The 26,212-nt window shown below is 72.2% G+C and carries 21 protein-coding genes; 13 read left to right on the top strand and 8 right to left on the bottom strand.

The window, feature by feature from the left end; translation table 11 throughout:
- The first annotated feature begins 16 nt into the window (after positions 1-16).
- On the top strand, positions 17-1,099 hold the full coding sequence (gene manB, locus ACZ41I_RS29605) for a mannose-1-phosphate guanylyltransferase (RefSeq protein ID WP_468324381.1): 1,083 nt from the start codon (positions 17-19) through the stop codon (positions 1,097-1,099).
- Positions 1,100-1,247: 148 nt separating this feature from the next.
- Here the strand turns inward: manB and ACZ41I_RS29600 are convergent, their stop codons facing one another.
- The 4 genes from ACZ41I_RS29600 to ACZ41I_RS29585 form a co-directional block, all read right to left on the bottom strand.
- Positions 1,248-2,273, bottom strand: a complete 1,026-nt coding sequence (locus ACZ41I_RS29600; protein WP_399773944.1) for a DNA-3-methyladenine glycosylase family protein — start codon at positions 2,271-2,273, stop codon at positions 1,248-1,250.
- A 100-nt stretch (positions 2,274-2,373) separates the two neighbouring features.
- Complete coding sequence (locus tag ACZ41I_RS29595; RefSeq protein WP_399773942.1) at positions 2,374-3,681, bottom strand: coenzyme F420-0:L-glutamate ligase; 1,308 nt, start codon at positions 3,679-3,681, stop codon at positions 2,374-2,376.
- Positions 3,678-4,637 (bottom strand): 2-phospho-L-lactate transferase, encoded by a 960-nt coding sequence (cofD, locus tag ACZ41I_RS29590; protein ID WP_363216494.1) that lies wholly within the window; start codon positions 4,635-4,637, stop codon positions 3,678-3,680. Before cofD ends, ACZ41I_RS29595 begins: the two co-directional genes overlap by 4 nt.
- Positions 4,638-4,670: 33 nt before the next feature.
- The gene (locus ACZ41I_RS29585) at positions 4,671-5,165 is read right to left on the bottom strand and encodes a cysteine dioxygenase (protein ID WP_399773938.1); all 495 of its coding nucleotides are present in this window, start codon (positions 5,163-5,165) and stop codon (positions 4,671-4,673) included.
- Between the two features lie 579 nt (positions 5,166-5,744).
- Here ACZ41I_RS29585 and ACZ41I_RS29580 point away from each other — a divergent pair.
- From ACZ41I_RS29580 to ACZ41I_RS29570, 3 genes are all read left to right on the top strand, one after another.
- Entirely contained in the window at positions 5,745-6,008 is a 264-nt protein-coding gene (locus tag ACZ41I_RS29580) for a WhiB family transcriptional regulator (protein ID WP_003975777.1), read from the top strand.
- A gap of 180 nt (positions 6,009-6,188) precedes the next feature.
- Positions 6,189-9,872 (top strand): glycosyltransferase family 2 protein, encoded by a 3,684-nt coding sequence (locus ACZ41I_RS29575; protein ID WP_468515498.1) that lies wholly within the window; start codon positions 6,189-6,191, stop codon positions 9,870-9,872.
- Positions 9,869-11,404 carry a DUF5719 family protein gene (locus ACZ41I_RS29570; RefSeq protein ID WP_468515497.1) on the top strand — a complete coding sequence of 512 codons (1,536 nt, stop codon included), beginning with the start codon at positions 9,869-9,871 and terminating at the stop codon, positions 11,402-11,404. The genes ACZ41I_RS29575 and ACZ41I_RS29570 overlap by 4 nt, the downstream gene beginning before the upstream one ends.
- Positions 11,405-11,476: 72 nt before the next feature.
- Here the strand turns inward: ACZ41I_RS29570 and ACZ41I_RS29565 are convergent, their stop codons facing one another.
- Entirely contained in the window at positions 11,477-11,929 is a 453-nt protein-coding gene (locus ACZ41I_RS29565) for a metallopeptidase family protein (protein WP_363216506.1), read from the bottom strand.
- A gap of 416 nt (positions 11,930-12,345) precedes the next feature.
- Here ACZ41I_RS29565 and ACZ41I_RS29560 point away from each other — a divergent pair, with 416 nt between their 5' ends.
- From ACZ41I_RS29560 to ACZ41I_RS29535, 6 genes are all read left to right on the top strand, one after another.
- Positions 12,346-12,771: a DUF3499 domain-containing protein gene (locus tag ACZ41I_RS29560; protein ID WP_094216539.1), complete on the top strand. Its 426-nt coding sequence runs from the start codon at positions 12,346-12,348 to the stop codon at positions 12,769-12,771.
- 123 nt (positions 12,772-12,894) lie between these two features.
- Positions 12,895-14,259 (top strand): phosphomannomutase/phosphoglucomutase, encoded by a 1,365-nt coding sequence (locus tag ACZ41I_RS29555; protein WP_468515496.1) that lies wholly within the window; start codon positions 12,895-12,897, stop codon positions 14,257-14,259.
- A 165-nt stretch (positions 14,260-14,424) separates the two neighbouring features.
- Complete coding sequence (locus ACZ41I_RS29550; RefSeq protein ID WP_363216499.1) at positions 14,425-14,595, top strand: Trm112 family protein; 171 nt, start codon at positions 14,425-14,427, stop codon at positions 14,593-14,595.
- A 60-nt stretch (positions 14,596-14,655) separates the two neighbouring features.
- Positions 14,656-15,783, top strand: coding sequence for an SIS domain-containing protein (locus ACZ41I_RS29545; RefSeq protein WP_363216500.1), 1,128 nt, complete (start codon positions 14,656-14,658; stop codon positions 15,781-15,783).
- Between the two features lie 102 nt (positions 15,784-15,885).
- On the top strand, positions 15,886-17,037 hold the full coding sequence (gene manA, locus ACZ41I_RS29540) for a mannose-6-phosphate isomerase, class I (RefSeq protein WP_363216501.1): 1,152 nt from the start codon (positions 15,886-15,888) through the stop codon (positions 17,035-17,037).
- Between the two features lie 162 nt (positions 17,038-17,199).
- Positions 17,200-18,180, top strand: a complete 981-nt coding sequence (locus ACZ41I_RS29535) for a cation diffusion facilitator family transporter (protein ID WP_468515495.1) — start codon at positions 17,200-17,202, stop codon at positions 18,178-18,180.
- Positions 18,181-18,609: 429 nt separating this feature from the next.
- On the opposite strand, the gene ACZ41I_RS29530 is transcribed toward ACZ41I_RS29535, so the two are convergent.
- Positions 18,610-20,817, bottom strand: coding sequence for a fructose-specific PTS transporter subunit EIIC (locus tag ACZ41I_RS29530; RefSeq protein WP_468515494.1), 2,208 nt, complete (start codon positions 20,815-20,817; stop codon positions 18,610-18,612).
- A 466-nt stretch (positions 20,818-21,283) separates the two neighbouring features.
- Between ACZ41I_RS29530 and ahcY the strand changes: the two genes are divergently transcribed.
- Positions 21,284-22,741 (top strand): adenosylhomocysteinase, encoded by a 1,458-nt coding sequence (gene ahcY / locus ACZ41I_RS29525; RefSeq protein WP_468515493.1) that lies wholly within the window; start codon positions 21,284-21,286, stop codon positions 22,739-22,741.
- Between the two features lie 314 nt (positions 22,742-23,055).
- Complete coding sequence (locus ACZ41I_RS29520; RefSeq protein ID WP_363220872.1) at positions 23,056-23,670, top strand: hypothetical protein; 615 nt, start codon at positions 23,056-23,058, stop codon at positions 23,668-23,670.
- A gap of 97 nt (positions 23,671-23,767) precedes the next feature.
- Here ACZ41I_RS29520 and ACZ41I_RS29515 read toward each other — a convergent pair whose 3' ends face one another.
- Positions 23,768-24,730: an RDD family protein gene (locus tag ACZ41I_RS29515; protein WP_468515603.1), complete on the bottom strand. Its 963-nt coding sequence runs from the start codon at positions 24,728-24,730 to the stop codon at positions 23,768-23,770.
- 142 nt (positions 24,731-24,872) lie between these two features.
- Here ACZ41I_RS29515 and ACZ41I_RS29510 point away from each other — a divergent pair, with 142 nt between their 5' ends.
- The gene (locus tag ACZ41I_RS29510) at positions 24,873-25,880 is read left to right on the top strand and encodes a stage II sporulation protein M (protein ID WP_468515492.1); all 1,008 of its coding nucleotides are present in this window, start codon (positions 24,873-24,875) and stop codon (positions 25,878-25,880) included.
- 109 nt (positions 25,881-25,989) lie between these two features.
- Here ACZ41I_RS29510 and ACZ41I_RS29505 read toward each other — a convergent pair.
- Positions 25,990-26,212 (bottom strand): hypothetical protein (locus ACZ41I_RS29505; RefSeq protein WP_468515491.1); only part of this gene is annotated, 223 nt, incomplete at its 5' end.

The raw sequence follows: 26,212 nt of genomic DNA, 5'->3' as shown, positions 1-26,212 counted from the left end.
GAAGCAGAGACGACAGGTGACAGAAGCGATCCTCCTGGTCGGCGGCAAAGGCACCCGGCTGCGTCCGTTGACGGTGCACACGCCCAAGCCCATGGTCCCGGCCGCCGGGGTGCCGTTCCTCACGCACCAGCTGGCGCGCGCCAAGGCGGCGGGCGTGGACCACATCGTCCTCGCCACCAGCTATCTGGCCGAGGTCTTCGAGCCGTACTTCGGCGACGGCTCCGCGCTCGGTCTGCACATCGAGTACGTGACCGAGGAGGAACCCCTCGGCACGGGCGGTGCCATCCGCAACGTCGCCTCCCGCCTGCACTCCGGCCCCGACGACCCGGTACTGATCTTCAACGGCGACATCCTGACGGGCCTGGACATCAAGGCGCTGGTGGCCACGCACGAGTCCACGTCCGCCGACGTCTCCCTGCACCTGACGAAGGTGACGGACCCGAGGGCCTACGGCCTGGTCCCCACGGACGAGACCGGCCGCGTCCTCGCCTTCCTGGAGAAGCCGCAGACGCCCGAGGAGATCGTCACCGACCAGATCAACGCGGGGGCGTACGTCTTCCGCCGCTCGGTCATCGACACGATCCCGCTGGGCCGCCCGGTCTCGGTGGAGCGCGAGACGTTCCCCGACCTCCTCGCGGCGGGCGCCCATCTCCAGGGCATGGTCGACTCCACGTACTGGCTGGACCTCGGCACCCCGGCGGCCTTCGTCCGCGGCTCGGCCGACCTGGTCCTGGGCCGCGCGCCCTCACCGGCGGTCCCCGGCCGCTGCGGCGACCGCCTGATCCTGCCCACGGCCACGGTGGCGCCGGGCGCGAAGCTGACCGGCGGCACGGTGGTCGGCGAGGGCGCGTTCGTCGCCGAGGGCGCTCGGGTCTTCGGCTCCACCATCCTCCCGGGCGCCGTCATCGAACCCGGCGCGGTCGTCACCGACTCCCTCATCGGCACCCGGGCCCGGGTGGGCGAACGCACCGTCCTCACCGGCACGGTCATCGGCGACGGCGCGGTCATCGGCCCCGACAACGAGCTCCGCGAGGGAGTACGTGTCTGGTGCGACGCCCGCATCCCGGCGGGAGCGGTGCGCTTCTCTTCGGACCAGTAGCAACACCGGCGCCTGGTTCTCGTCCGCGGGCGCGTGGGGGCTGATCGCGCAGTTCCCCGCGCCCCTTCGGGCGTTCGCAGCCGCGGGCAGTAAGCGCGGGCAGGCCAACCCCCGCCCGGTCTCAGCACCGAGCCCCCACGCAACGCCCTTACAGCAGCCCGATGTCCACCCGAGGCATCTTCGGCGCCCTCCGTGCAGGCACCCGCCCACTCAACAAGATCAACCGAACCGCCCGATGCCGCTGCCCGGCATACGGCTCCAGCAGGCGCAGCATCCCCGCATCGTCGGCGTCCCGGTCTCCCGCCAACGCCCACCCCACGATCCCCGGCAGATGCAGGTCCCCGACCGTCACCGCATCCGGCGCCCCATGACTGCGCTGCACCACCTCCGCCGACGTCCACGGCCCCACCCCCGGCACGACCTCCAACCGCGCCTGCGCCTCGGCCGCCGGCATCCCCACCGCCTGCTCCAGCCGCGCGGCGACCCGCACGGCTCGCAGAATCGTGGACGCCCGCTTGTCGTCGACCCCGGCCCGGTGCCACTCCCAGGAGGGGACCAGCGCCCAGGTCCGCGGCTCCGGCATCACGAACATCGGCCGGTCCCCGGCCCCCGCCGGCCCCGGCGCGCGCTCCCCGAACCGCCGCACGAGCAACCGCCACGCCCGGTACGCCTCATCCGTCGTGACCTTCTGCTCCAGCACCGACGGGATGAGGGACTCCAGCACCAGCCCCGTCCGCGTCAGCCGCAGCCCCGGCCGCTGATGGCGCGCCAGTGCCACCAGCCGGTGCCGGGGCACGAACGCCTCCGGCGCGTCGGCCGCGCCGAGCCACTCGGGCAGCCGGTCCAGCAGCCACTCCGCCCCCGGCCCCCACGCCTCGCCGAGCACCTCACCGCCGTACCCGCGCACCCGCAGCGTGCCCGGCCCGGCGGGCGTACGGCAGGCCCGCCACACGGATCCGTCCGCGGTGGCCCGGAAGGTCGGGTCGGCGGGCCCGCGCCGCAGGGGTCCGAGCACCAGCCCCAGATCGAGTGGCCCGTCCGGCACCCAGCGTCGTATCCGGGCAGGGGCCGTGGCCTGCCGGGGTATCCCGGCAGGGCCGGCACCCGCGGGTACGCCGACATCCCCTGCGCGCACGGTCGTACGCGTGGGCCGCTGAGCGAAACGTCCTGCCACGAATCAGGTCCTAGGGGAGCCGGTGCCGCCGGTGTCGTCCTACGAGAGCCGGTGTCGTCCTACGAGACTAGGCGCTCGCGGAGGAGCGCGTACGGCGAACTCACCGCACCTCGACGAACGCGCCCGCGTCCCGCTGCGGCCGCGGTCTCGCCTCCTCGGCCGGGTGTCCGACCGCCACCGCGCCCATCGGCTCCCAGTCCGCGGGCAGCGCGAGCACCTCGCGCACCACGTCCCGGCAGAACATCGTGGAGGACACCCACGCCGAGCCCAGCCGCTCCCCGGCCAGCGCGACCAGCAGGTTCTGCACGCCCGCGCCCATCGCGACGACGAACATCTCCCGCTCGGCACCGTCCCGCCGGGCGTCCCCGTAGTGGTGCGAGCCGTCCATGACGAGGCACGGCACGACCAGATACGGCGCGTTGCGGAGCACGTCCCCACGGCGCACCCGTTTCGCGATGGACTCCTCGCTCCTGCCGTCCCGGCGCAGGTCGGAGATCCAGGCGTCCCGCATCGCGTCCAGCAGCCGGGTGCGGGACTCCGCCGACTCCAGCAGGACGAACCGCCAGGGCGTGGTGTGGTGCGGGGCCGGTGCCGTGACCGCCGCCGCCACCGCGCGCCGTACCGCGCCGGGGTCCACCGGCTCGTCCGTGAAGGCCCGGACCGTGCGCCGCTGGGTCACCGCCTCGCGGACCGCTTCGGACGTGCCGAGCCGGAACATGTCGTCCCGCGCGGTCCGCACCAGTGCCCGCGCGCCCTCGCCGTCGTCGCCGCCCACGACATGCGGCAGTCCGCGCACCACGGCCACCGGCCGGCCCGTCGCCTTGCCCTTGACCAGGTCGCCGGCGGCGGCCAGCTCGTCCGCCGTGGCGACGACGGTCGCGCTGAGCGGGTTGCCGTGCCCGTCCGTGCCCCCGCGCAGATCGTCCAGCACGCGCACGCCGGCGGCGCCGATCGCCACGTCCGTGAGCCCCGCGCGCCAGGGACGCCCGAAGGTGTCGGTGACGACCACACCCACGTCGACGCCGAGGCTCTCGCGCAGGCCCGTGCGGATCGCCCGCGCGGACGCGTCCGGGTCCTCGGGCAGCAACAGCACCGTACCGGCGGGGGTGTTGGAGGCGTCGACCCCGGCCGCGGCCATGACCAGACCCTGCCGGTTCTCCACGATGCGGAGGGTGCCGCGGCGGGCCACGACCCGGACCGTCTCGGCGTCGATCGCCGCCTCCCGGTCGGCCGCCTGCACGACCCGGCCCTCCGCCTTGGAGACGATCTTGGATGTGACGAGCAGCACGTCCCCGTCGGCCAGGTCCGGCTCGGCGGCGGCGATCAGCTTGGCAAGGTCGTCGCCCGGCTGCACCTCGGGGATGCCCGACAGGGCCCGGACCGTGTACTGCGGGCGCTCCTCGCTCATGCTCCCCGCACCTCCTCGGCCAGCGCCAGCGCCTCCCGCGCCATCTGCGCGGCCGCGTCGACGTCGGTCATCATCAGCGGCACGGCGCGGCAGCGGATGCCGTCCGCCTCGACCCGCTCGACCGTGGCCGCGTCCACCGTGTCGACCAGCCAGCCGTCCAGCAGGCCGGAGCCGTAGTGCTCGGCGACCGCGGCGGCGGTGGACTCCACGCCGACCGCGGCGAGCACCTTGTCGGCCATGCCGCGCACCGGCGCGTCCCCGACGATGGGGGACAGGCCGATCACGGGCACGCCCGCGTCCGCGATCGCCTCCCGGATGCCGGGCACGGCGAGGATGGTCCCGATGGACACGATGGGGTTGGACGGCGGGAAGAGGATGACGTCCGCCTCGGCGATGGCTTCCAGCACGCCGGGCGCCGGCTTGGCCTGCTCGGCGCCGACGGGCACGATCGCGTGCGCCGGGACCCCGGCGCGCAGCCGTACCCAGTACTCCTGGAAGTGCACCGCCTTGCGCTCGCCCTCGGTCTCGACGGCCACATGGGTCTCCACGCGGTCGTCGGTCATCGGGATCAGCTTCACGCCCGGCTTCCAGCGGTCGCACAGCGCCTCGGTGACGGCGCTGAGCGGATAGCCCGCGCCGAGCATCTGCGTGCGCACGATGTGCGTGGCGAAGTCCCGGTCGCCGAGGCCGAACCACTCGGGTCCGACCCCGTAGGCCGCCAGTTCCTCCTTGAGGTGGAAGGTCTCGTCGGCCCGCCCCCAGCCCTGCTCCTCGTTGATGCCGCCGCCCAGCGTGTACATCACCGTGTCCAGGTCGGGGCAGACCTTCAGCCCGAAGAGGTGGATGTCGTCGCCGGTGTTGCCGATCACCGTGACGTCCGCGTCCGGCACGGCCCGTTTCAGACCGCGCAGGAAACGGGCACCGCCGATGCCGCCTGCCAGAACCACAATGCGCATGCGCCAAGTCTTGCAGGCGGGTACGACAACGCGTCAGGCAGTCACCGGACGAGCCTCGCAGTGCGGGGTCGTGTGCATCGGCATCTGCGTCAGGCCCGGGTGATAGACGTGCAGGCTGACCGCCGGCTCCAGCGCGTCGTTGACGACCTCGTGGACGTAGCCCGGCGCGAACACCCGCTGTGCTCCCGCCGCGAGCGCGCGCGTGCCACGCGCGGTGCGTTCGGTCAGCGTTCCCTCCAGGACGGTCAGGACACCGGAGGAACGGCCGTGATCGTGCAGTCCGCTGCCCTGTCCCGGCACCCAGGACAGCAGCCACAGCTCGTAGCCGGGGCCGGTGCGCAGCCGGTGGTACCAGCGGGTGGTCGCGTCGTAGCGGACGAGGTGGGCCCACTGGGAGCGGTCGGCGGCGATCGAGCGGGCGAGGCCCACGAACTCGGCAACGGTGGCCGGGTGCTCGCGCGGTGGCTGGAGCAGGTGCGGGACTTCGAGGATGTCGCCGGCGATCTGGAGGTCGTTGTCGCTGTTCATGGGTGCGGTGGTTCCTCGGAAAAGGAAGGGCAGTGGGGGGTGAACACCGGGCCGCGGGTGACCCGGCCGACAGCTGGAGCAGGTCTGGCTCAACAGCTGGAACAGCAACAACAGCTACAGCGACCCGGGGCAGCACCGAGGGACCCGGCGGTGCGGGTCGAGGTGAGTGCCGAGTGCGCGAGCATGCCCCCTAGGACACCGGCTCACACCTGCGCTGTCAACTCGGCGACCGGCATGTGGGACGCGTTTCACCTCATCCGGTTCATCTCCGCGGTGAAAGGTTTGTTCACCCGACTTCCGGGACACATGGCGTCCATCCGGGCGCGTGGGCCTCGCGGAACGCGATCGAACGCAGGGGCGTCCTTCTCCGTACAGACATCTGAACGGTCTGGCGACCCTTCCGTTTATGCCGATTTGAACACTTTCCGCACGGCCTTGGTTCCGCAGAGTGAATAACGGACTCAATAGCAGATCTCGGCTTGACTCGCCCGGAGCAGCACACTTGTAATTTCACTCGTGTCGTTCAGCCGAAATCGGTAGCGGCAACACGGGGACGCGAAAGACAGACGAGGGGCGCACATGACCGAGCTGGTGCAGCAACTGCTGGTCGACGACGCGGACGAGGAACTCGGCTGGCAGGAGCGCGCGCTGTGCGCCCAGACCGACCCCGAGTCCTTCTTCCCCGAGAAGGGCGGCTCCACCAGAGAGGCGAAGAAGGTCTGCCTCGCCTGTGAGGTCCGCTCCGAATGCCTTGAGTACGCCCTCGCCAACGACGAGCGATTCGGCATCTGGGGCGGCCTGTCCGAGCGGGAGCGCCGCCGGCTCAAGAAGGCCGCCGTCTGACCGCACATCCAGCCCAAAACGTCATGAACGGCCCGTCGCCGGTGGGTTATCCACAGGCGGCGGGCCGTCGTCATGGCCAGCCGATAGTGTGGTCGCTCGTCCGAGACGCCCCGCTGTCCCCTCGCACCCGAGAGGGCACAGGCGTCCACCGCAGTCCATCGAACCGGGGCCCGTACCTCGATGTCCGTGCACAGCCATACGGCAGCCCAGCAAGACCGCGCTGCCACCGCAGCGTTCGACCCGGCCAGCCCACCCGAGTTCCCGCGTCACGTGGTGACCGCGGTCCTCGTCGCCCACGACGGTGCCCGCTGGCTGCCCGACGCCCTCGCCGGGCTGCTCGGGCAGGAGCGCCCCGTGCAGTACGCGGTGGCCGCCGACACCGGCAGCGCGGACGACTCCGCCCGGCTGCTCACCGACGCCCTCGGCGACGCGGGCGTCCTGCACCTCGCCCGGCGCACCGGCTTCGGCCAGGCCGTCGAGGAGGCGAGCCGCACCGCCCCGGTCCTCACCCCGGAAGAGCTGCCGTACCTCAAACGCCCCAGCGGCTGGGACCCGGTCACCCGCTCCTGGCGCGACGACGCCTACGACCTGCCCGAACTGCCGCACGGCGAGCCCATCCAGTGGCTCTGGCTGCTGCACGACGACTGCGCCCCCGAACCCGACGCCCTCGCCCAGCTGCTGCGGGTCGTCGACACCGAACTGGAGCTGGGCCGCGACGACGTGGCGGTCGTCGGCCCCAAGCTGCGCGGCTGGTACGACCGCCGGCAGCTGCTGGAGGTCGGCGTCTCCATCGCCAACTCCGGCCGCCGCTGGACCGGCCTGGACCGCCGCGAACAGGACCAGGGCCAGCACGACCACGTCCGCACCGTGCTGTCCGTCTCCACCGCCGGCATGCTCATCCGCCGCGACGTCTTCGAACAGCTCGGCGGCTTCGACCGCCGGCTGCCCCTGATGCGCGACGACGTCGACCTGTGCTGGCGCGCCCACGCCGCCGGCCACCGCGTCCTGATCGCCCCCGACGCCGTCGTCCGGCACGCCGAGGCCGCCTCCCGCGAGCGCCGTACCGTCGACTGCGTCGGCCGCACCGCCGCCTCCCCGCACAAGGTCGACAAGGCCGGCGCCGTCTACACCCTGCTCGTCAACTCCCGTGGCGCCGCGCTGCCCTGGGTGCTGCTGCGGCTCGTCCTCGGCACCGTCCTGCGGACCGTCGCCTATCTCGTCGGCAAGGTGCCCGGCCAGGCCGTCGACGAGATCCGCGGCCTGCTCAGCACCCTGCTGCGCCCCGAGCGGATCATCGCCGCCCGGCGCCGCCGCGGACGCCCGCAGATCGACAAGGGCGAACTGCGCCAACTGTTCCCACCGCCCGGCGCCACCGTCCGGGCCACCGTGGAGCAGCTCGCCGCCAACTTCACCAGCGGCTCCGACGACACCTTCCGGGCCGGCCGGCACGGCGGTGCCGTCGAGTCCGGGCCCGGCGGCGACGACGCCGAGTTCCTGGAGGTCGAGCAGTTCGCCCGGCTCAAGCGGATCGCCCGCAAGCCCGGCCCCGTGCTCTTCCTCGCGCTCCTGCTCATCTCCCTGACCGCCTGCCGCGCCCTCCTCAGCGGCGGCGCGCTCGCGGGCGGCGCCCTGCTGCCCGCCCCGGCCGGCGCCGGCGACCTGTGGGCGCGTTTCGCCGACGCCTGGCACCCGGTCGGCGCGGGCGGCACCGCGTCCGCCCCGCCCTACCTCGCCGTCCTCGCGACCTTCGCCGGCATGCTGTTCGGCTCCACCGGACCCGCCGTCACCGTCCTGCTGGTCGCCTCGGTACCGCTCGCCGGATGCACCGCCTACTTCGCCTCCCGGCCGCTCGTCACCTCCCGGCTGCTGCGCGCCTGGGCGGCCATCGCCTACGCCTTCCTGCCCGCCACCACCGGCGCCCTGGCCGGCGGCCGCATCGGCACCGCCGTCCTCGCCGTGCTGCTGCCGCTGATCGCCCGCGCCGGCCTCGCCGCGAGCGGCCTCACGAACCGCTCCGGCGCCCGCGGCAGTTGGCGCGCCACCTGGGCGTATGCGCTGCTGCTGACCATCACCACCGCCTTCACGCCGATCGTGTGGCCCATCGCGCTGCTCCTCGGCACCGGCGTGCTCGTCCTGCGCCGCGGCGACCTCGTCGCCCACGCCCTGCGCTTCCTCGCCCAGCTCGGCACCCCGCTGCTGCTCCTCGCCCCCTGGTCGCTGACCCTGTTCCCGGCCGGGTTCTTCAAGGAAGCGGGCCTGGCGTACGGCCCTTCGGCGGCCTCCGCGCTCGACCTGCTCGGCGCCAGCCCCGGCGGCCCCGGCACCGTGCAGGGCGTCATGCTCATCGGCATCGTCCTCGCCGCCCTCGCCGCGCTGCTGCGCTCCGAGCGGCAGCCGGCCATCCGCACCGCCTGGGCGGTCGCCCTGGTGGCCCTCGTCTTCGCCGTCCTGTCCAACAGGTCCGCCTGGGCCGGACCGGCCACCCTCGTCTACGGCATCGCCCTGCTGGCCGCCGCCGCCCTCGGCGCCGACGGCGCACGCGCGCGTGTCGCCGAGCAGAGCTTCGGCTGGCGCCAGCCCGTCGCCGCCCTGATCGCCTTCGCCTGCGCCGCGGGCCCGCTGCTCGTCGCCGCCGGCTGGATGATCCGCGGCGCCGACGGACCCCTGGAGCGCCGCGACCCCACCCAGGTGCCCGCGTTCGTCGCCGAGGACTCCACCACCGGCGACCGGGCCCGCACCCTGATCCTGGACAGCGACTCCACCGCGCGCGTGCGCTACACCCTGGTCCGCGGCTCCGGTGCCCGTATGGGCGACGCCGAGGCCGGTGCCGCCGACGGCCGGAACACCCGGCTGGACAAGGTCGTCGCCAACCTCGTCGCCGGCTCCGGCGCCGACCAGACCGACGAACTCGGCGGCTTCGCCGTGCGCTACGTCCTCGTCCACAAGGGCGCGCCCCGCGACATCACCCGCGTCCTCGACACCACCCCCGGCCTGACCCGGCTCAGCCAGCAGCACGGCAGCGCCCTGTACCGCGTCGACCAGGAGGTGTCCCGCGCCACCATCGTCCCCGCCGGCGGCTCGGGCACCGCCCAGTCGGTCAGCGCCGGGCCGGTGGAGATCCACACCACCGTCCCCGCCGGTTCGGGCAGCCGCGTGCTGCGCCTCGCCGACACCGCCTCCGCCGGCTGGACGGCCACCCTGAACGGCAAGCCGCTCACCCGTACCACGGTCGACGGCTGGGCCCAGGGCTTCCGACTGCCCGCCGACAGCGGCAGGCTGGACGTCACCTACGCCGACCCGCTCACCCACACCGCCTGGCTCTGGGCCCAGGGCGCGCTCGCCGTCGTCCTGGTCGTCCTCGCCCTGCCCGGCCGCCGCCGCGACGTCGACGACGACCTGCCCGAGGAGGTGCCGCTGCCCGCCCAGGCCGCCGCCGGCGAGGGCCGCCGCGCCCGCCGCCTGCGCGCCCAGGCCGAGGAACAGGCCGCCGACGAGCAGCCCGCCGCGCCCCCGCAGCCCGAGGAGCCCCCGGCCGCCGTACCGCACCAGCAGTCCTACGACGGCTGGGACCAGGGCTCCTACGGGAACGCCGGATACGCGGGCTACGGAACCGACCAGTACCAGACCGGCACCCCGTACCAGCCCTCCGGCTACGACCAGCAGGCATACCCGGCCGCCGACCCGTACCAGACGAGCCAGTACGACCCGTACGCCTACGGCGGCACGGCCGGCCGGATGCCGTACGACCCGACGGCCTACCAACAGGGCTACGACCCGTCGTACGACCCCGCCCAGCAGGGCTACGACCCGGCCCAGCACCCCCACGGCACCGGCAGCGAGCGCCCCGACGGGAGCCAGCAGTGAACCGCACGACCCTGTCCCTGATCGCCGCCACCACCGCGCTGGCCGCCGTCACCGCGTTCGCCGCGCTCGACGGCCCGTCCGCGTCCGGGGCCGCCGCCCCCGAACCGGCCGCGAACCTGCCGGTGCAGCGCACGAGCCTGCTCTGCCCGGCGCCGAGCATCTCGGACATCGCCGACACGGCGTACACGTCGTTCACGCCCGTCACCCGGTCCACGCCGAGCAGCGGCAAGGCCCAACTCCAGGCGGCAGACGAGCAGACCGCGGACGGCACGGGCAACTCCGGGACCGGCAAGGGCTCCAAGGACGCCAAGGGTTCCAAGGGCGGGAAGAAGTCGGCGGACAAGCCGGTGCTCACCCCCAAGGCACCGGGCACACCGGTCACCGGTGACACCTCCGGCGCCGACGCGCCCGCACTCATCGGCACCGCCGACGGCAAGTTCGCACCCGGCTGGACCGTCCAGGAGACCACCGAGGTCGCCGCCGGCACCGGCCGCGGCCTCCAGGGCGTCAACTGCACGGCCGCCGACACCGACTTCTGGTTCCCGGGCGCGAGCACGGCCACCGGCCGCACCGACTACGTCCACCTGACCAACCCCGACGACTCCGCAGCGGTCGTCGACATCGAGCTGTACGGCAAGGACGGCGCGATCAAGTCCCCGCTCGGCGAGAACCAGACCATCGCGCCGCACGCGAGCAAGCCGATCCTGCTCTCCACGCTCACCGACGAACGGCAGGCCGACCTGACCGTGCACGTCAGCGTGCGCAGCGGCCGGGTCGGCGCGTCCGTGCAGGCCCTGGACGACAAGGCGGGCGGCGACTGGCTGGCCGCGGCCGCCGACCCGGCCGGCAGCCTGGTCCTGCCCGGCATCCCGAAGGACGCCACCGACGTCCGTCTGATCGCCTTCACACCCGGCGGCGACGACGCCGACCTGAAGGTCCGCCTGGCCTCACCGGACGGCCTGATCACCCCGGCGGGCAACGAGTCCCTGCACGTGAAGTCGGGGATGACGACCACGGCCGATCTCGGCGCCGTGACCAGAGGCGAGGCGGGCTCGCTCGTCCTGACCCCCACGGACCAGTCGGTGCCGGTGGTGGCGGCCCTCCGGGTGGTCAGGGGCAGGGGCGACAAGCAGGAGACGGCCTTCATCCCGGCCACCGCCCCCGTCGGCACCCGCGCGACATCGGCCGACAACAGCGCCAAGGGCACGACCCTCGCCCTGACGGCGCCCACCGCCGCCACCACGGTGAGGGTCACCGCCTCGGCGGGCAGCGAGGGCGGCACGGCGACCACGAAGACGTACACGATCAAATCCGGCACCACGCAGAACGTCCCGGTCCCTGCCCCGGCCGGCCTCAGGGGCAGCTACGCCCTCACCGTCGAAACCGTCTCCGGCGGCCCCGCCTACGCCTCCCGCACCCTCACGGCCACCGAGGCAGCAGTCCCCGGCTTCACCGTCCAAACGCTCCCGTACGACCGGGGAATGGTGGCCGTACCGAAGACGACGGAGGACCTGTCGATCCTGCAGAAGTGAGACGGGCGTCCCGTGGCGCCGGTGCGGTGCGGGGCAGGTGCCGGCGGGAGAGGGGGTGGGTCCCCCCTCTCCCTAATCCTCCCCGTACCGCGGATCCACGGTCTCCGGAGTCAGCCCCAGCAGCTCGGCGACCTGCTCGACCACCACTTCATGCACCAGCGCGGCCCGCTCGTCCCGCCCCTTCGTCCGGATCTCCACCGGCCGCCGGTACACCACCACCCGCGCCCGCCGCCCGTCGCGCGCAGGAACGACCCCGCCCAACGGCACGGCCTCGTCGCTCCACGCCTGCTCGGCCCGCCCCTCCAGCCGGGGCACCTCCAACACGAGGAAATCGAAGTCGGCCAGCTGCGGCCACCGCCGCTCAAGACGGTCCACGGAGTCCTGCACCAGGTCCGCGAACACATCGGCACGGCTGGCCGCGAGCGGCACCTGCGGCGGTGCGATCGGCCCCCGCATGCCCCGCCCGTGACGATCACGGCGACGGGGCCCGGGGCCGGCGGCGCGGGGCGGTACACGGTTGTCCATCACTGGGGAAGCGTAGTCCCCGCAGGCTCCGCCCGCCCGGCCCCACACGGCAACCCACCCGGCCCCGCACCGCAACCAGCCACGTCCGCCCGGACCCCCGCCTCCGGTCCCCGGCTTCGACCGCCGGTTCTGACCACCGGCACCCAGCGCCGATCAGCCCGCCGCCGATCGGCCCATGCTCCGCCGATCGGCCGCATGCACCCCGATGTCACAGGATGACCATTCCAGCCAACGAATGGCGCGTTTCCGTAACCCTCCAAGACCGCCAACTCACGGCAATTGACGGTGTTTGTACTGACTCATGACCATACCGGGTCCCGCCCAAAACTTTCCGAGCCCCCGTCCTCGCAGGTCAACAAGGCCTCCCCGAAGGGGTGTGTGGGGCGTTTCACAGCACGACACAGTGGAGTGACGTGGTGGAGAGTCGTCGCGGCCCGCTCAAGAGTGCGGTACCGTCCAACGTCGTGAGCCCTGTACGTCGCTGTTCGCGCACCGCCTGCGGCCGACCCGCCGTCGCGACGCTGACGTACGTCTACGCCGACTCGACCGCGGTCCTCGGCCCGCTCGCCACCTACGCCGAGCCGCACTGCTACGACCTGTGCGCCGAGCACTCCGAGCGCCTCACCGCCCCCCGTGGCTGGGAGGTCGTACGCCTCCTCGACGGGTCCGCTCCCGCGCGGCCCAGCGGAGACGATCTGGAAGCGCTTGCCAACGCCGTACGCGAGGCGGCCCGGCCCCAGGAGCGCGCGGCCGAGGCGGGCGGCGGCGGAGGCCGTACGGCCGACCCCATGGAGGTCGCCCGCCGCGGCCACCTGCGAGTTCTGCGCTCTCCGGACAACTGAGCCACCCATTCCGCCCGACCCCTCTCGGGCACCACTGGGCGTCGACCTTGGTGTCCGCACACCTCGCCCTTACCCCCAACGGGTAGTTTGTGGGCACCCATAGGACTTTCAGGAGGGTTGGCCGTGACTGCTGATCTGTCGCAGATCGTGAAGGCGTACGACGTACGCGGAGTGGTCCCGGACCAGTGGGACGAGTCACTGGCCGGACTGTTCGGCGCCGCCTTCGCGGAGGTGACAGGAGCGGCGGCGATCGTCGTCGGCCACGACATGCGGCCCTCGTCCCCCGGCCTCACCCGTGCCTTCGCCCGCGGCGCGGCGGACCGTGGTGTGGACGTCACCGAGATCGGCCTGTGCTCCACGGACCAGCTGTACTACGCCTCGGGCGCGTTGAACCTGCCCGGCGCGATGTTCACCGCCTCCCACAACCCCGCCCAGTACAACGGCATCAAGCTGTGCCGCGCGGGCGCCGCCCCGGTCGGCCAGGACACCGGCCTCGCGCAGATCCGTGAACTGGTCGAGCACTGGCTGGAGTCGGGAGCCCCGCAAGCGGTGGCCCGGCCGGGAACCCTGTCCTCCCGCGAGACGTTGGACGAGTACGCGGCGCACCTCCGCTCCCTGGTCGACCTGACCTCCGTCCGCCCCCTGAAGGTCGTGGTCGACGCCGGCAACGGCATGGGCGGCCACACGGTCCCCACGGTCTTCGCCGGCCTGCCCCTGACCCTCGTCCCGATGTACTTCGAACTGGACGGCACCTTCCCCAACCACGAGGCCAACCCGCTCGACCCCGCCAACCTCGTGGACCTGCAGAAGCGCGTCCCCGCGGAGGGCGCCGACCTGGGCATCGCCTTCGACGGCGACGCCGACCGCTGCTTCGTCGTGGACGAGAACGGCGACCCGGTCTCCCCGTCCGCGATCACCGCCCTGGTGGCCAGGCGCGAGCTGGCCCGCAACGGCGGCAAGGGCACGATCATCCACAACCTGATCACGTCCCGTACGGTCCCCGAGGTCGTGAAGGAGCACGGCGGCACCCCGGTCCGCACCCGCGTCGGCCACTCCTTCATCAAGGCCGAGATGGCCCGCACCGGCGCCATCTTCGGCGGCGAGCACTCCGCGCACTACTACTTCAAGGACTTCTGGAACGCCGACACGGGCATGCTGGCCGCCCTGCACGTCCTCGCGGCCCTCGGCGGCCAGGACGGCCCCCTCTCCTCCCTCGTCGCCCAGTACGACCGCTACACCGGCTCCGGCGAGATCAACTCCACGGTCGCCGACCAGTCCGCCCGCCTCGCCGCGATCCGCTCCGCGTACGAGGGCCGCGCCGACATCACCCTCGACGACCTCGACGGCCTCACCGTCGCCGCCCCCGACTGGTGGTTCAACGTCCGCCCCTCCAACACGGAGCCCCTGCTCCGCCTGAACGCGGAGGCGAAGGACGAGGCGACGATGATCAAGATCCGCGACGAGGCGCTGGCGATCATCAGGGCCTGACTTTGCAGGCAGCACTTTCCCGGCGGCCTCGGCCGACGCCGCCGGGCCCTCGCCTCCCCGCCGACCCGGCGGACCCCTGGGCGGCACGTGAGCCCAGCTCAGCCCGCCCACCAGCGGTACGCTGACCACCGGCCAAAGAAAACCCCGCCCTCGAAGGGACACCCCATGCCGCTCGAAGCCGGCCTCCTGGAGATCCTCGCCTGCCCGGCCTGCCACGCCCCCCTCAAGGAGCAGGACAGCGAGCTGGTCTGCACGAGCCAGGACTGCGGCCTCGCCTACCCCGTCCGCGACGGCATCCCGGTCCTCCTCGTGGACGAGGCCCGCCGCCCCGAGTGACGACGCCCTCGACGTCGTAGACAACCCGCACAGGACCCCCGGCGATCGGAGCTTCCGCCCATGCTGGACGAATCGCTGCTCGACACCCCGGAGGGCCTCTCCGAGGCCGACCGCCGGGGCCTGCTGCGCGGCGCCGCCGAGGCCGGCGCCCGCGTCCGTACCGCCGCCCGGCACGCCGCCGAGGCCGGCGTCGGCGACCTGAAGCCCGATGGCCGGCCCCGCGCCGTCCTCATCGCCGGTCCCGGCGCCGCCGCCACCCACACCGCCGACCTCCTCGGCACGCTGGCGGGCGTCGGCAGCCCCGTGGTCCGCCTGGCCCCGACCGGCGTCGCCCCGGCCGCGGGCGCCCTGCGCTGGGAACTGCCGGGCTGGACCGGCTCCGTCGACCTGCTGCTGATCGCCACCCCGGACGGCACCGAACCCAGCCTCTCCCTCCTCGCCGACCAGGCCTACCGCCGCGGTTGCTCGGTCGTCGCCGTTGCTCCGCCCCGCACCCCGCTCGCGGAGGCGGTCGCAGGCGCCCACGGCCTGTTCGTACCGATGGCGACGGCGCCGTACGACCAGGCGGAACCGCTCGCCGCCTCCTCCTCGGGCGTCTTCTGGGCGCTGCTCACCCCACTGCTCGCCCTGTTGGACCGGGTCGGCCTGCTCAGCGCCCCGCCGGAGGCCCTGGAGAAGGTCGCCGACCGCCTGGACCACGTCGCCGAGCGCTGCGGCCCCGCCATCGCCACCTACAGCAACCCGGCCAAGACCCTGGCCGCCGAACTCGCCGACGCGCTCCCCGTGGTGTGGACGGAAGGGACCTCGGCGGGCCCCGCCGGGCGCCGTTTCGCCGCCGCCCTCGCCGAACTCGCCGGCCGCCCCGGGCTCGTCGCCGAACTCCCCGAGGCGCTCGCCGCGCACAGCGCCCTGCTGGCCGGCCCGCTGGCCGCCAGCGCCGACCCCGAGGACTTCTTCCGCGACCGCGTCGAGGAACAGCCCGCACTGCACGCGCGCGTAGTGCTGCTGCGCGACCGCCCGCTCACCGGCTTCACCGCGGCCCCCGCCGCCCGTGACCTGGCTCTCAGCCACGACACGCCGATCAGCGAACTCGAACCGGAGGAGGGCGGCGAACTGGAGACCCTCGCGGAACTGATCGCCGTCACGGATTTCGCCGCTGTTTACCTGGCGCTCGCTTCGGGGGCCTGATCTTTGCTCCGGGCCGGCCGACCCGCGCCCACGACCAGCACGGCAACCGGCTCGGCCGCAGGCGCCGGCTGAGCCGCGTACGTACGGAGACAGAGAAGACACATGGACCGCCTCGAAAACACCGTCCGCCCCTACGCATGGGGTTCCACCACCGCCATCCCGCACCTGCTCGGCGTGGAGCCGACCGGTGAACCGCAGGCGGAGATGTGGATGGGCGCGCACCCGGGAGCCCCCTCGCGCACCGCACGCGGGACACTCGTCGACGTCATCGACGCCGGCCCGGAGCGCGAGCTGGGCCCGGAGACGGTGGCCAAGTTCGGTCCCCGCCTGCCCTTCCTCCTCAAGATCCTCGCCGCCGGCGCCCCCCTCTCCCTCCAGGTGCACCCCAACCTGGAGCAGGCCAAGGAGGGTTACGCCGACGAGGAGCGCCGCGGCATCCCGGTCGACGCCCCGCACCGCAACTACAAGGACGCCAACCACAAGCCCGAACTGATCTGCGCCCTCACCGAGTTCGACGGCCTGTGCGGCTTCCGTGACCCGGTCCAGGCCGCCGACCTGCTCGACGGGCTCGGTGTCGCCTCCCTCAAGCCGTACGTCGACCTGTTGCACGCCCACCCCGAGGACGCCGCCCTGCGTGAGGTCCTCACCGCGATCCTCACCGCCGACCCCGAGGACATGGCCCGGACGGTCACCGAGACCACCGCCGCCTGCACCCGCCTCGGCGGCGCCCACGCCCCCTACGCCGTCCTCGCCCACCACTTCCCGGGCGACCCCGGCGTCATCGCGGGCATGCTGCTCAACCACGTCCGCCTGCAGCCGGGCGAGGCCCTGTTCCTGGGCGCCGGCATCCCGCACGCGTACATCAGCGGCCTCGGTGTCGAGATCATGGCCAACTCCGACAACGTGCTGCGCTGCGGCCTGACCCCCAAGCACGTCGACGTCCCCGAGCTGCTGCGGGTGGTCCGCTTCGAGCCGGGCGACCCGGGCGTGCTGCGCCCCGAGGCCTCCCCGGACGGCGAGGAGGTCTACGAGACACCGATCGACGAGTTCCGTCTCTCCCGGTACGTCCTCCCCGAGGGCGGCAGCACCCATGACCTCACCCTCACCACCCCGCAGATCCTGCTCTGCACGGCCGGTTCGGTCCGCGCGGGCGAGCACGAGCTGCAGCCGGGGCAGTCGGTCTTCGTACCGGCCGCCGAGAAGGCGGAGATCTCGGGCGCGGGCACGGTCTTCCGCGCCACAGTGATCGTCTGACGGGGTTGTGGATACCCGGCGCTGTGATCGTATGACCGGGGTTGTGGATACCTGGCGCGCCGGGGCCCGGCCGGGCTGCAAGAATGGCCCACCGGCAAAGGCCGGGCAAAGCCGGAACACGCCACGAGGGCGACGACACGGGCGAAGGGACAACGCGGACACATGAGCGCGTCAGGCGGTACGAAGGCGATCGTGGCAGCACTCGGCGCCAATCTCGCGATCGCGGCGTCGAAGTTCGTGGCGTTCGCGTTCAGCGGCTCCTCCTCCATGCTCGCCGAGGGCGTCCACTCGCTCGCCGACTCCGGCAACCAGTTCCTGCTGCTCATCGGCGGCAAGAAGGCCCAGCGCGAGGCGACCCCGCAGCACCCCTTCGGCTACGGCCGTGAACGGTTCATCTACGCCTTCCTGGTCTCGATCGTCCTCTTCTCCATCGGCGGCATGTTCGCCATCTACGAGGGCTACGAGAAGATCAGCCACCCGCACGAAGTGGAGCACTGGTACTGGCCGGTGGGCGTCCTGGTCTTCGCGGTCATCGCCGAGGGCTTCTCCTTCCGCACGGCCATCAAGGAGTCCAACGAACTGCGCGGCAGACTGTCCTGGGCGCAGTTCATCCGCCGCGCCAAGGCGCCCGAGCTGCCCGTCGTCCTGCTGGAGGACTTCGGCGCGCTCATCGGCCTGGTCCTCGCCCTCCTCGGCGTCGGCCTGGCCGTGCTCACCGGCGACGGCATCTGGGACGGCATCGGCACCGTCTGCATCGGCGTCCTGCTCGTCCTGATCGCCCTGGTCCTGGCCGCCGAGACCAAGTCGCTGCTGCTCGGCGAGGCGGCGGGCCTCGATGTGATCAAGAAGATCCAGGAGGCGACCGTCGACGGCGACACCGTCACCGGCGTCATCCACATGCGCACGCTGCACCTCGGCCCCGAGGAGCTCCTGATCGCCGCCAAGATCGCCGTCCAGCACGACGACACGGCCGCGGAGGTCGCCGGCGCCATCAACGCCGCCGAGGCTCGCATCCGCGCCGCCGTCCCCATCGCCCGCGTGATCTACCTCGAACCGGACATCTACAGCGAGGCCGAGGCCGCCAAGGGCCCGGACCCGGAGGCAACCCCGGGCGGCCCGACCCCCCACACAACCGAACACTGAGCCCTCGTCCACAGCACCCAAGAGCCCGCGGGCCGGGGACGAGGGCGGGGCGGGGCTCGGACCAGAGCGGCCCGCCCCGGAGCGTGCGGGCAGTGAACCGGAGCGGGCTGGCCCCGAGCGCGCGCGGGCATGTGAACCAGAGAAGGTGGGCCTTTCCCTGAAGCGTGCGGGCCCCGACCCGAGTGCGCCGGCCCGCGCCCCGCAGCGGTCCCGAGCCAGGGAGGCAAGCCCGGCCCGAGCCCGCGGCCCGGTCCCGGGCGGGCGCCGACCCCTGATGGCGCGACGCCGCCCCGAGCGGGCGGGTCCCGGTCCAGAGGCCGGCGGCCAGGGCGAGGGCAACCCGCACCGTCTGCTCACTTCACCGGACTCACCTGACCCGAGGGACTCACCCCCTCACCGAGTGACCAAACCGGACCCCTCACCGAAAGGTCACCCCACCTCGCCGAGCGCGTCGAGCACCGCCGCCTCGTCCGGGGCAGCGAGCAGCCGCTCCCGGAAGCCGGGATCCATCAGCTTGCGCGAGAGCAGCGCGAGGATCCGCAGGTGCTCGTCCCCCGCGGCCGCCTCCGGTACGGCGATCATGAAGATCAGCCGGGCCTTCGCACCGTCCAGCGAACCCCACTCGACCCCCTCGGCCGACCGGGCGAAACCGACGACCGGGGCGGTCACCGCATCCGTCTTCGCATGGGGGATCGCTATCTCCTCACCGAGCCCGGTCGTCCCCTGCGCCTCGCGCCGCAACGCGGTCGCCACCAGCTCGTCCACGTCGGCGACCTTTCCACTCCGAGCGAGCAGTTCCGCCATCTCCCGGATCGCGGCGTCCTTCTCCACCGCTCCGAGCGTGCCCTGCACGGTCCGCTCATCGAGATACCCGGACAACACCTCGGCCCGGCTGCCCTCCGCCGCGTCGTCCCCGCCCGCCGAGACAAGCGCCGAGCTCTCCGAGCCCCCCGCCTCGTCCCGGCCCACCGAAGCCTCCACCCGCTGACCGGGCACAACCACCCCAGACCCGGCACCCACAGCCGACGCACCGACACCGGCCGGCGCCACACTCACACCGCGCGCCAGGCCACTCGTATCCGCAGGCGGAGCGTCCGCACCGTCCGCGGGGCCACTCGTACCCGCCGGCGACGCACCCGCACCCGCAGACTCCCCGGCAGACACCCCCCGACGCCCACTCACATCAACCATCGCCACGGTCACCAACGCGGTGACCACCGTCCCGATCACCACGGCCACGAAGAACATCGGCACCCCGCTCACCGCGCCCAGCACCGCCACGATCGGCCCCCCATGCGGCACCGCATCCTTCACCCCGGCCAGTCCCGCCACCGCACCGGCCACCGCGCCACCGAGCATGTTCGCCGGAATCACCTGCGCCGGCCGCGCCGCCGCGAACGGAATCGCACCCTCGGAGATGCCGAAGCACCCCATGAACAGTGCCGCCAGCCCCGTCTCCCGCTCCTGCTCGGTGTACAGCCGCCGGCGGATCAGCGTGGCCAGCCCCTGTCCGAGCGGCATCACCGGAATCGCCGCGGCACACATGCCCATCACCGTCTGGTTGCCGCTCGCGATGAGCCCCGCACCGAACAGGAACGCCGTCTTGTTGACCGGCCCGCCCATGTCGAACGCGATCATCAGCCCCAGAATCGCGCCGAGCAGAATCGCACTCGTCCCCGTCATCCCGCCGAGCCAGCTCGTCAGGTGCTCGAACACCCATGAGATGGGCTTGCCGATGACATAGATGAAGAACAGCCCGAGCGCCGTCGTCGCCACGATCGGGATCACGATGATCGGCATGATCGGCTGCACGAACCTCGGCACCCGGACCTTCTTGATCCACGCCACCAGATACCCGGCGAGGAACCCGGTCACGATCGCCCCGATGAAGCCCGCACCCGCCTGGGAGTCGTACAGTGCGCCCGTGTTGGCGATCCAGCCGCCGATCATGCCCGGCACCAGCGCGGGCCGGTCGGCGATGGCGTAGGCGATATAGCCGGACAGGATCGGGATCATCAGCTGGAAGCCGATCCCGCCGATCGCGTTGACATGCGCCCAGAACGTGCCGTCCGGGATCACATAACCCTTCGCCGTCGCATGCCCGCCGAGCGCCAGCGAGACCGCGATCAGCAGACCGCCGACGACGACGAACGGGATCATGTACGACACGCCGTTCATCAGCGCCTTGTACACCGGCCCCCGTTCCTTGCCGCCGCCACCGCCATCGCCACGGGCGGGCACCGCGGCCGAACCGCCCGCAGCCCCGCCCGGCGCATGGACGGGCGCCGACCGCACCCGCTCGATCAGCTGCTCGGGACGGTGGATGCCCTCGGCCACCCCGACCGTCAGCACCCGCTTGCCCGCGAAGCGGCTCAGGTCGACGTCCTTGTCGGCGGCGACGATGACGCCGTCCGCGCTTCTGACATCGTTGTCATCGAGAACGTTCTCGGCCCCGATCGATCCCTGGGTCTCCACTTTCATCTCGATGCCGCGGCTCGCCGCGGCCTGTGCGAGCTTCTCCGCCGCCATGTAGGTGTGCGCGATGCCGGTCGGGCAGGCGGTCACCGCCAGCAGCTTCACCTGCCGCCGCTCGTCATCGCGGCCATCCATGGAGGGAGGGCCGGCCGGACTGGTCACGTCGATCTCCTAACGCCTTCGTCGCACGAGGCGCCGTCCCCGACACCCCGCGAGCGGAGCCGGACGGCCCCGGTGCCCCTGCATCCTGCACCACCCCACCGACGGCCCCAAGATGCGAAAGTTCCTGTTCGCGCCGGTCTGTGGGCTCCCGTACCACGGTTTCCCGCACCCCCGTCGGCCCGCTCCTGCCCCACGCCGCACCCCGAAACCGCCTTTCGGACCGTTCGAACCGACCGGAGGCGGACTGGGTCGACCGGGCCGTCCGGTGTAGCTTGGGACGGAGCCAGACGTCGCTGCTGATGGCGGTCGGGCGGCCCAGCGCGGGCCGGCCGAGGGAGAGAGGGCCTCCGACGGACTGCGCTGCGCGTACGTGGGCATGCCTGTGTCCTCTTTCGGGCACTCCTGTGCCCGCCGCCGCGCAGACCAGCCGTACCCACCTCGACCCAACCCCGAGGAGCAGCTCGCAATGACGACTGTCGACAACCGACAGGACTTCAAGGTCGCCGACCTGTCCCTGGCCGAGTTCGGCCGCAAGGAGATCTCCCTCGCCGAGCACGAGATGCCGGGCCTGATGGCGATCCGCAAGGAGTACGCCGAGGCGCAGCCCCTCGCCGGCGCCCGTATCACCGGCTCCCTGCACATGACCGTGCAGACCGCCGTCCTCATCGAGACCCTGGTCGCCCTCGGCGCCCGGGTCCGCTGGGCCTCCTGCAACATCTTCTCCACCCAGGACCACGCCGCCGCCGCCATCGCCGTCGGCCCGAACGGCACCCCCGACGCCCCGCAGGGCGTCCCGGTCTTCGCCTGGAAGGGCGAGACCCTGGAGGAGTACTGGTGGTGCACCGAGCAGGCGCTGACCTGGCCGGACAGCCCCACCGGCGGCCCGAACATGATCCTGGACGACGGCGGCGACGCCACCCTCCTCGTCCACAAGGGCGTCGAGTACGAGAAGGACGGCAAGGTCCCCGGCCTGGAGACCGCCGAGTCCGACGAGCACCGCGTCATCCTCCAGCTGCTGCACCGCACCCTGGGCGAGAACCCCCAGAAGTGGACCCAGCTGGCCTCCGAGATCCGCGGTGTCACCGAGGAGACGACGACGGGTGTGCACCGTCTGTACGAGATGCAGCGCGACGGTGTCCTTCTGTTCCCGGCGATCAACGTGAACGACGCGGTGACGAAGTCGAAGTTCGACAACAAGTACGGTTGCCGGCACTCGCTGGTCGACGGCATCAACCGTGCGACGGACACTCTGATCGGCGGCAAGACCGCGGTGGTGTGCGGTTACGGCGATGTGGGCAAGGGCTGTGCGGAGTCGCTGCGGGGTCAGGGTGCCCGTGTGATCGTCACGGAGATCGACCCGATCTGTGCGCTGCAGGCGGCGATGGACGGCTATCAGGTCACGACCCTGGAGGAGGTCGTCGACCAGGCCGACATCTTCATCACCACGACCGGCAACAAGGACATCATCATGGCCTCGGACATGGCCAGGATGAAGCATCAGGCGATCGTCGGGAACATCGGGCACTTCGACAACGAGATCGACATGGCCGGTCTCGCGAAGGTCCCGGGGATCGTGAAGGACGAGGTCAAGCCGCAGGTCCACACGTGGACGTTCCCGGACGGCAAGAAGATCATCGTGCTGTCCGAGGGCCGTCTGCTGAACCTGGGCAACGCCACCGGCCACCCGTCGTTCGTGATGTCGAACTCCTTCGCGGACCAGACGCTGGCGCAGATCGAGCTGTTCACCAAGCCCGACGCGTACCCGACCGGCGTGTACGTGCTGCCCAAGCACCTCGACGAGAAGGTCGCCCGCCTCCACCTGGACGCACTGGGCGTCAAGCTCACCACGCTGCGTCCGGAGCAGGCCGCGTACATCGGCGTCGAGGTCGACGGCCCGTACAAGTCGGACCACTACCGCTACTGAGCCGGCGACGGCGCAGTCCCGCCTGCCGGGGAGCACACCGGTGCACCGCCGCGCTCCCCGGCCGCAGGCCCTCTGAGACAGGCCCCCGCACCCCCGTGCCGGGGGCCTGCCCCTTTGACCGGTCCCGCCCATGACAGGTCACGCCCGACTCCGTCCGCCCGCGCCAGGCCGGAACGGTCCCCTACCGGCTCAGGCCTCGCCCTTACCGGAACGGTCTCCTATCGGGTAAGGGCCCCGCCCCTACCGGAACGGCCCGCACCCGGCCCGAACGACCCGGGCACCGGACCGTCAACCCGTCGAACCCAGGACCCCCCATGCCCCGCGGCCGTTATTCGCTCCACGATCCGCACGATCACACCCCCCTCGCTGAAGAACACTTCCAGTGCGCCCCCGGCCCGTCCGGCTGGCGCTATGTCTCCCGGGTGACCAGCCCCGCCGGCGATCACCGCGGGTCGGTCGACCTGGCCTTGGACGACCTCGGCCGCCCCATCCGTCTGGAACTCCACGCGGGCGAATGGCAGGTGCGCGGCGCAGCTCTCGACGGCGTCACCTGGGTCCGCACCGACCCCACCGGAACCCATGCCACCGAAGGCAATGTGCGCGCCCACACCTTCACCGGCACGTCCCCCGCATTCCTCGTCGCCACCGCCCGTCTCCTGCGCCTCACCCCCTCGTCCGACGCGACCCGCGTGCGGATGGTCGCCTTCACGGACCCGGTCCTCGCCCCCCGCACCGTGGATCAGTCCTGGGCCCTGGTGAACAGCGAAGCACACGCCACTGACAACGGCCCCCTGACCGTGGACGAATACCAGGTCACAGCCCTGGACACCGGCGAACGGCACACCGTCCACATCGCCGGCGACGTCGTTCTGGCCGCGCCCGGGATCGAGCTGGAGGACCTCCAGTCACCGCCGTCGACGTTCGGCTGAAACGCGAAGACCGACGAGACCGCGTGGACCCGGGCGGAAGCCCTCCTCAACGATCGTGAAGAGGAGACCACCGAACGGCGGCTGAGCCTGCCTCGGGCTACGCCGGCGGTGCGAAACCGGTGGCAGACCGGTCGGCAGGTGGCTCGTTCCGCGCAGGTTCGGCCGACGGCACAACAGGAGCCTGCGGCTGCCGGGCCCAGTCCTGCGGCTGATCGGGCCGACCGGGATCCTGCGGCGACCTGGCCGCCGCGGACGCGGGCGGTTGATACGCGGCCGGTGCGCCAGGCCCGGCCACCGGTGGGGCGAACCCACCCGGGCCGAACGCCTGCCGGGCCTCGCGGGACTGCCGCTCGTGCACCACCGCCGCCAGGAACGCGGCCGCCGGCAGATCCTCGGGCACCGACGCGCCGGTTCGCGTCGCGAGGTCGGCGGCGAGCCGCTGGGCCATGCCCAGCGAGACCTGCGGATCGAGCTGCCCCATCCGGGTCAGGTACTGCCGGACCGCAAGCCACAGCCCGTCGGGCACCGCCGACAGGTCCAACGAGGCGAACCGCCCCGCCAGCCAGGGAGGCGGCGGCGGAACGAAGGCGGCACGACCGGCCGGTATCCGCTCACGTACGACCAAGGTGCCTGCGAACACATCCCCCAGCCGCCGACCTCGCGCTGACACCAACGACGCGATGCAGGCGATCACACCGAACGTCAGCAAGATCTCGACCACACCGATCGCGCCCCGCACCAGCGCGTGCCGGAACCGGATCGGCCCGCCGTCGTCCCGTACCACTCGCAGTCCGAACGCCAGCTTCCCCAGCGAACGCCCGTGACTGAGCGTCTCCACCGCGATCGGCCCGCCGACCAGCACCAGCAGAAACGTCGCGATGGACAGCGCCGTCTGAGCCGCCTCGTCCAGAGAAGCGGTCGACAGCACCACCGCGATGCTGACGACGACGTACGCGACCATGGCCACCGCGAGGTCGAGCAACACGGCCAGCGCCCTGCTCGGCAACTTGGCCGGCCGCAGTTCGAGCGCCACCGCCTCGCCCGTCACCAGCTCATTCACGCCCGTCCGCCTTCCCTGATCTGCCCCCGGAAGCGCAAGTCTGCCAAGCTGTGGGCGCATCGCGCCGCAGTACGACAAGCTGACCGCGATCGTGAGCACCGCGACGAGAAGTCGACGACCAGCCGAGGAGCATGCAGACCTGATGGACCTGGACGTCTTCGTCTCCGTACACCGAGCCGAATGGGACCGCCTGGATGCCCTGCTCCGCCGCCGGCGCCGCCTCAACGGCGCCGAAGCCGACGAACTCGTCGCCCTCTACCAGCGCACCGCCACCCACCTCTCCCTCATCCAGTCCAGCGCCCCGGACCCGCAGCTGACGGGACACCTCAGCCAACTGGTGGCACGCGCGCGTAGTGCCGTCACCGGCGCCCGCCGCGCCTCATGGCGTGACGTCACACGTTTCCTGGGCCAGGGCTTTCCTGCCGCGGTCTACCGCGCTCGCCACTGGTGGGTGCCCACGGCGCTGGTCTCCACGGTCATCGCGATCCTCCTGGGCTGGTGGATCGGCACCCACACGGACGTACAGTCCTCCATTGCGGCACCCAGCCAGCTGCGCGAGCTCACCCGCCCTGGCGGTGAGTACGAGACGTACTACTCCAGCCATCCCGCGGCTTCCTTCGCCGCCCAGGTGTGGACGAACAATGCCCAGGCGGCCGCGATGTGCCTGGTCCTGGGCGTCTTCCTGGGCCTGCCGGTCCTCTGGATCCTCTTCGAGAACATGCTCAACCTCGGCGTCGGCTTCGGCCTGATGTCCTCAGCCGGCCGCCTCGACACATTCCTGGGGCTGGTCCTTCCCCACGGCCTGCTCGAACTGACCGCCGTCTTCGTCGCGGCCGGTACGGGGCTGCGCCTGGGCTGGACACTCATGGACCCCGGCCCGCGTACCCGGCGCGCCGCTCTCGCGGAAGAAGGACGTGCGGCCGTCGGCATGGCGATCGGTCTCGCCCTGGTCCTCTTCGTCTCCGGCGCCATCGAAGGCTTCGTCACCCCGTCCGGCCTGCCCACCTGGGCCCGCATCGGAATCGGCGTCCTGGCCGAGCTCGCATTCCTGACGTACGTCTACGTCCTGGGCGGGAGGGCGGTACGGGCAGGCGAGACGGGCGATCTCGAAGCGGCGGACCGCAGCGCCTCGGTCCCCACCGCGGGCTGATGTGCGTTTCACCCCTGTGAGCTGCTAGTCTCCTCTTCGCCCCGCAAGAGCCGTTGACACGGATGGCGCGGGGAGGTAGATTCAAACAGTTGCCTGGAACTGGACAAGTTCACAGGTCGCCGTTAGACTCTACGAGCTTCCCGAGAATGTCGAGAACGACATCTCTGAGAAGCGCCTCCCGATTAATCGGAAAAGAACGGCCGGTCAGACCGGCCAAGAACTTCTGATAAAGTCGGAACCGCCGGAAAGGGAAACGCGAGAGCGGGAACCTGGAAAGCACCGAGGAAATCGGATCGAGAAAAGATCTGATAGAGTCGGAAACACCGAAGGGA

It is taken from the genome of Streptomyces sp. NPDC030799 (assembly GCF_055572255.1).
The sequence above is the reverse complement of the archived record's forward strand: the minus strand, read 5'-3'. Positions and strand labels throughout refer to the sequence as shown.

Excerpts from the sequence above, each read along its gene's own strand:
- ACZ41I_RS29595 (WP_399773942.1), bottom strand. The coding sequence starts at position 3,681 with ATGAGCGAGGAGCGCCCGCAGTACACGGTCCGGGCCCTGTCGGGCATC.
- cofD (WP_363216494.1), bottom strand. The coding sequence starts at position 4,637 with ATGCGCATTGTGGTTCTGGCAGGCGGCATCGGCGGTGCCCGTTTCCTG.
- ACZ41I_RS29585 (WP_399773938.1), bottom strand. The coding sequence starts at position 5,165 with ATGAACAGCGACAACGACCTCCAGATCGCCGGCGACATCCTCGAAGTC.
- ACZ41I_RS29580 (WP_003975777.1), top strand. The coding sequence starts at position 5,745 with ATGACCGAGCTGGTGCAGCAACTGCTGGTCGACGACGCGGACGAGGAA.
- ACZ41I_RS29575 (WP_468515498.1), top strand. The coding sequence starts at position 6,189 with ATGTCCGTGCACAGCCATACGGCAGCCCAGCAAGACCGCGCTGCCACC.
- ACZ41I_RS29565 (WP_363216506.1), bottom strand. The coding sequence starts at position 11,929 with ATGGACAACCGTGTACCGCCCCGCGCCGCCGGCCCCGGGCCCCGTCGC.
- ACZ41I_RS29550 (WP_363216499.1), top strand. The coding sequence starts at position 14,425 with ATGCCGCTCGAAGCCGGCCTCCTGGAGATCCTCGCCTGCCCGGCCTGC.
- ACZ41I_RS29545 (WP_363216500.1), top strand. The coding sequence starts at position 14,656 with ATGCTGGACGAATCGCTGCTCGACACCCCGGAGGGCCTCTCCGAGGCC.
- manA (WP_363216501.1), top strand. The coding sequence starts at position 15,886 with ATGGACCGCCTCGAAAACACCGTCCGCCCCTACGCATGGGGTTCCACC.
- ACZ41I_RS29535 (WP_468515495.1), top strand. The coding sequence starts at position 17,200 with ATGAGCGCGTCAGGCGGTACGAAGGCGATCGTGGCAGCACTCGGCGCC.
- ahcY (WP_468515493.1), top strand. The coding sequence starts at position 21,284 with ATGACGACTGTCGACAACCGACAGGACTTCAAGGTCGCCGACCTGTCC.
- ACZ41I_RS29520 (WP_363220872.1), top strand. The coding sequence starts at position 23,056 with ATGCCCCGCGGCCGTTATTCGCTCCACGATCCGCACGATCACACCCCC.
- ACZ41I_RS29510 (WP_468515492.1), top strand. The coding sequence starts at position 24,873 with ATGGACCTGGACGTCTTCGTCTCCGTACACCGAGCCGAATGGGACCGC.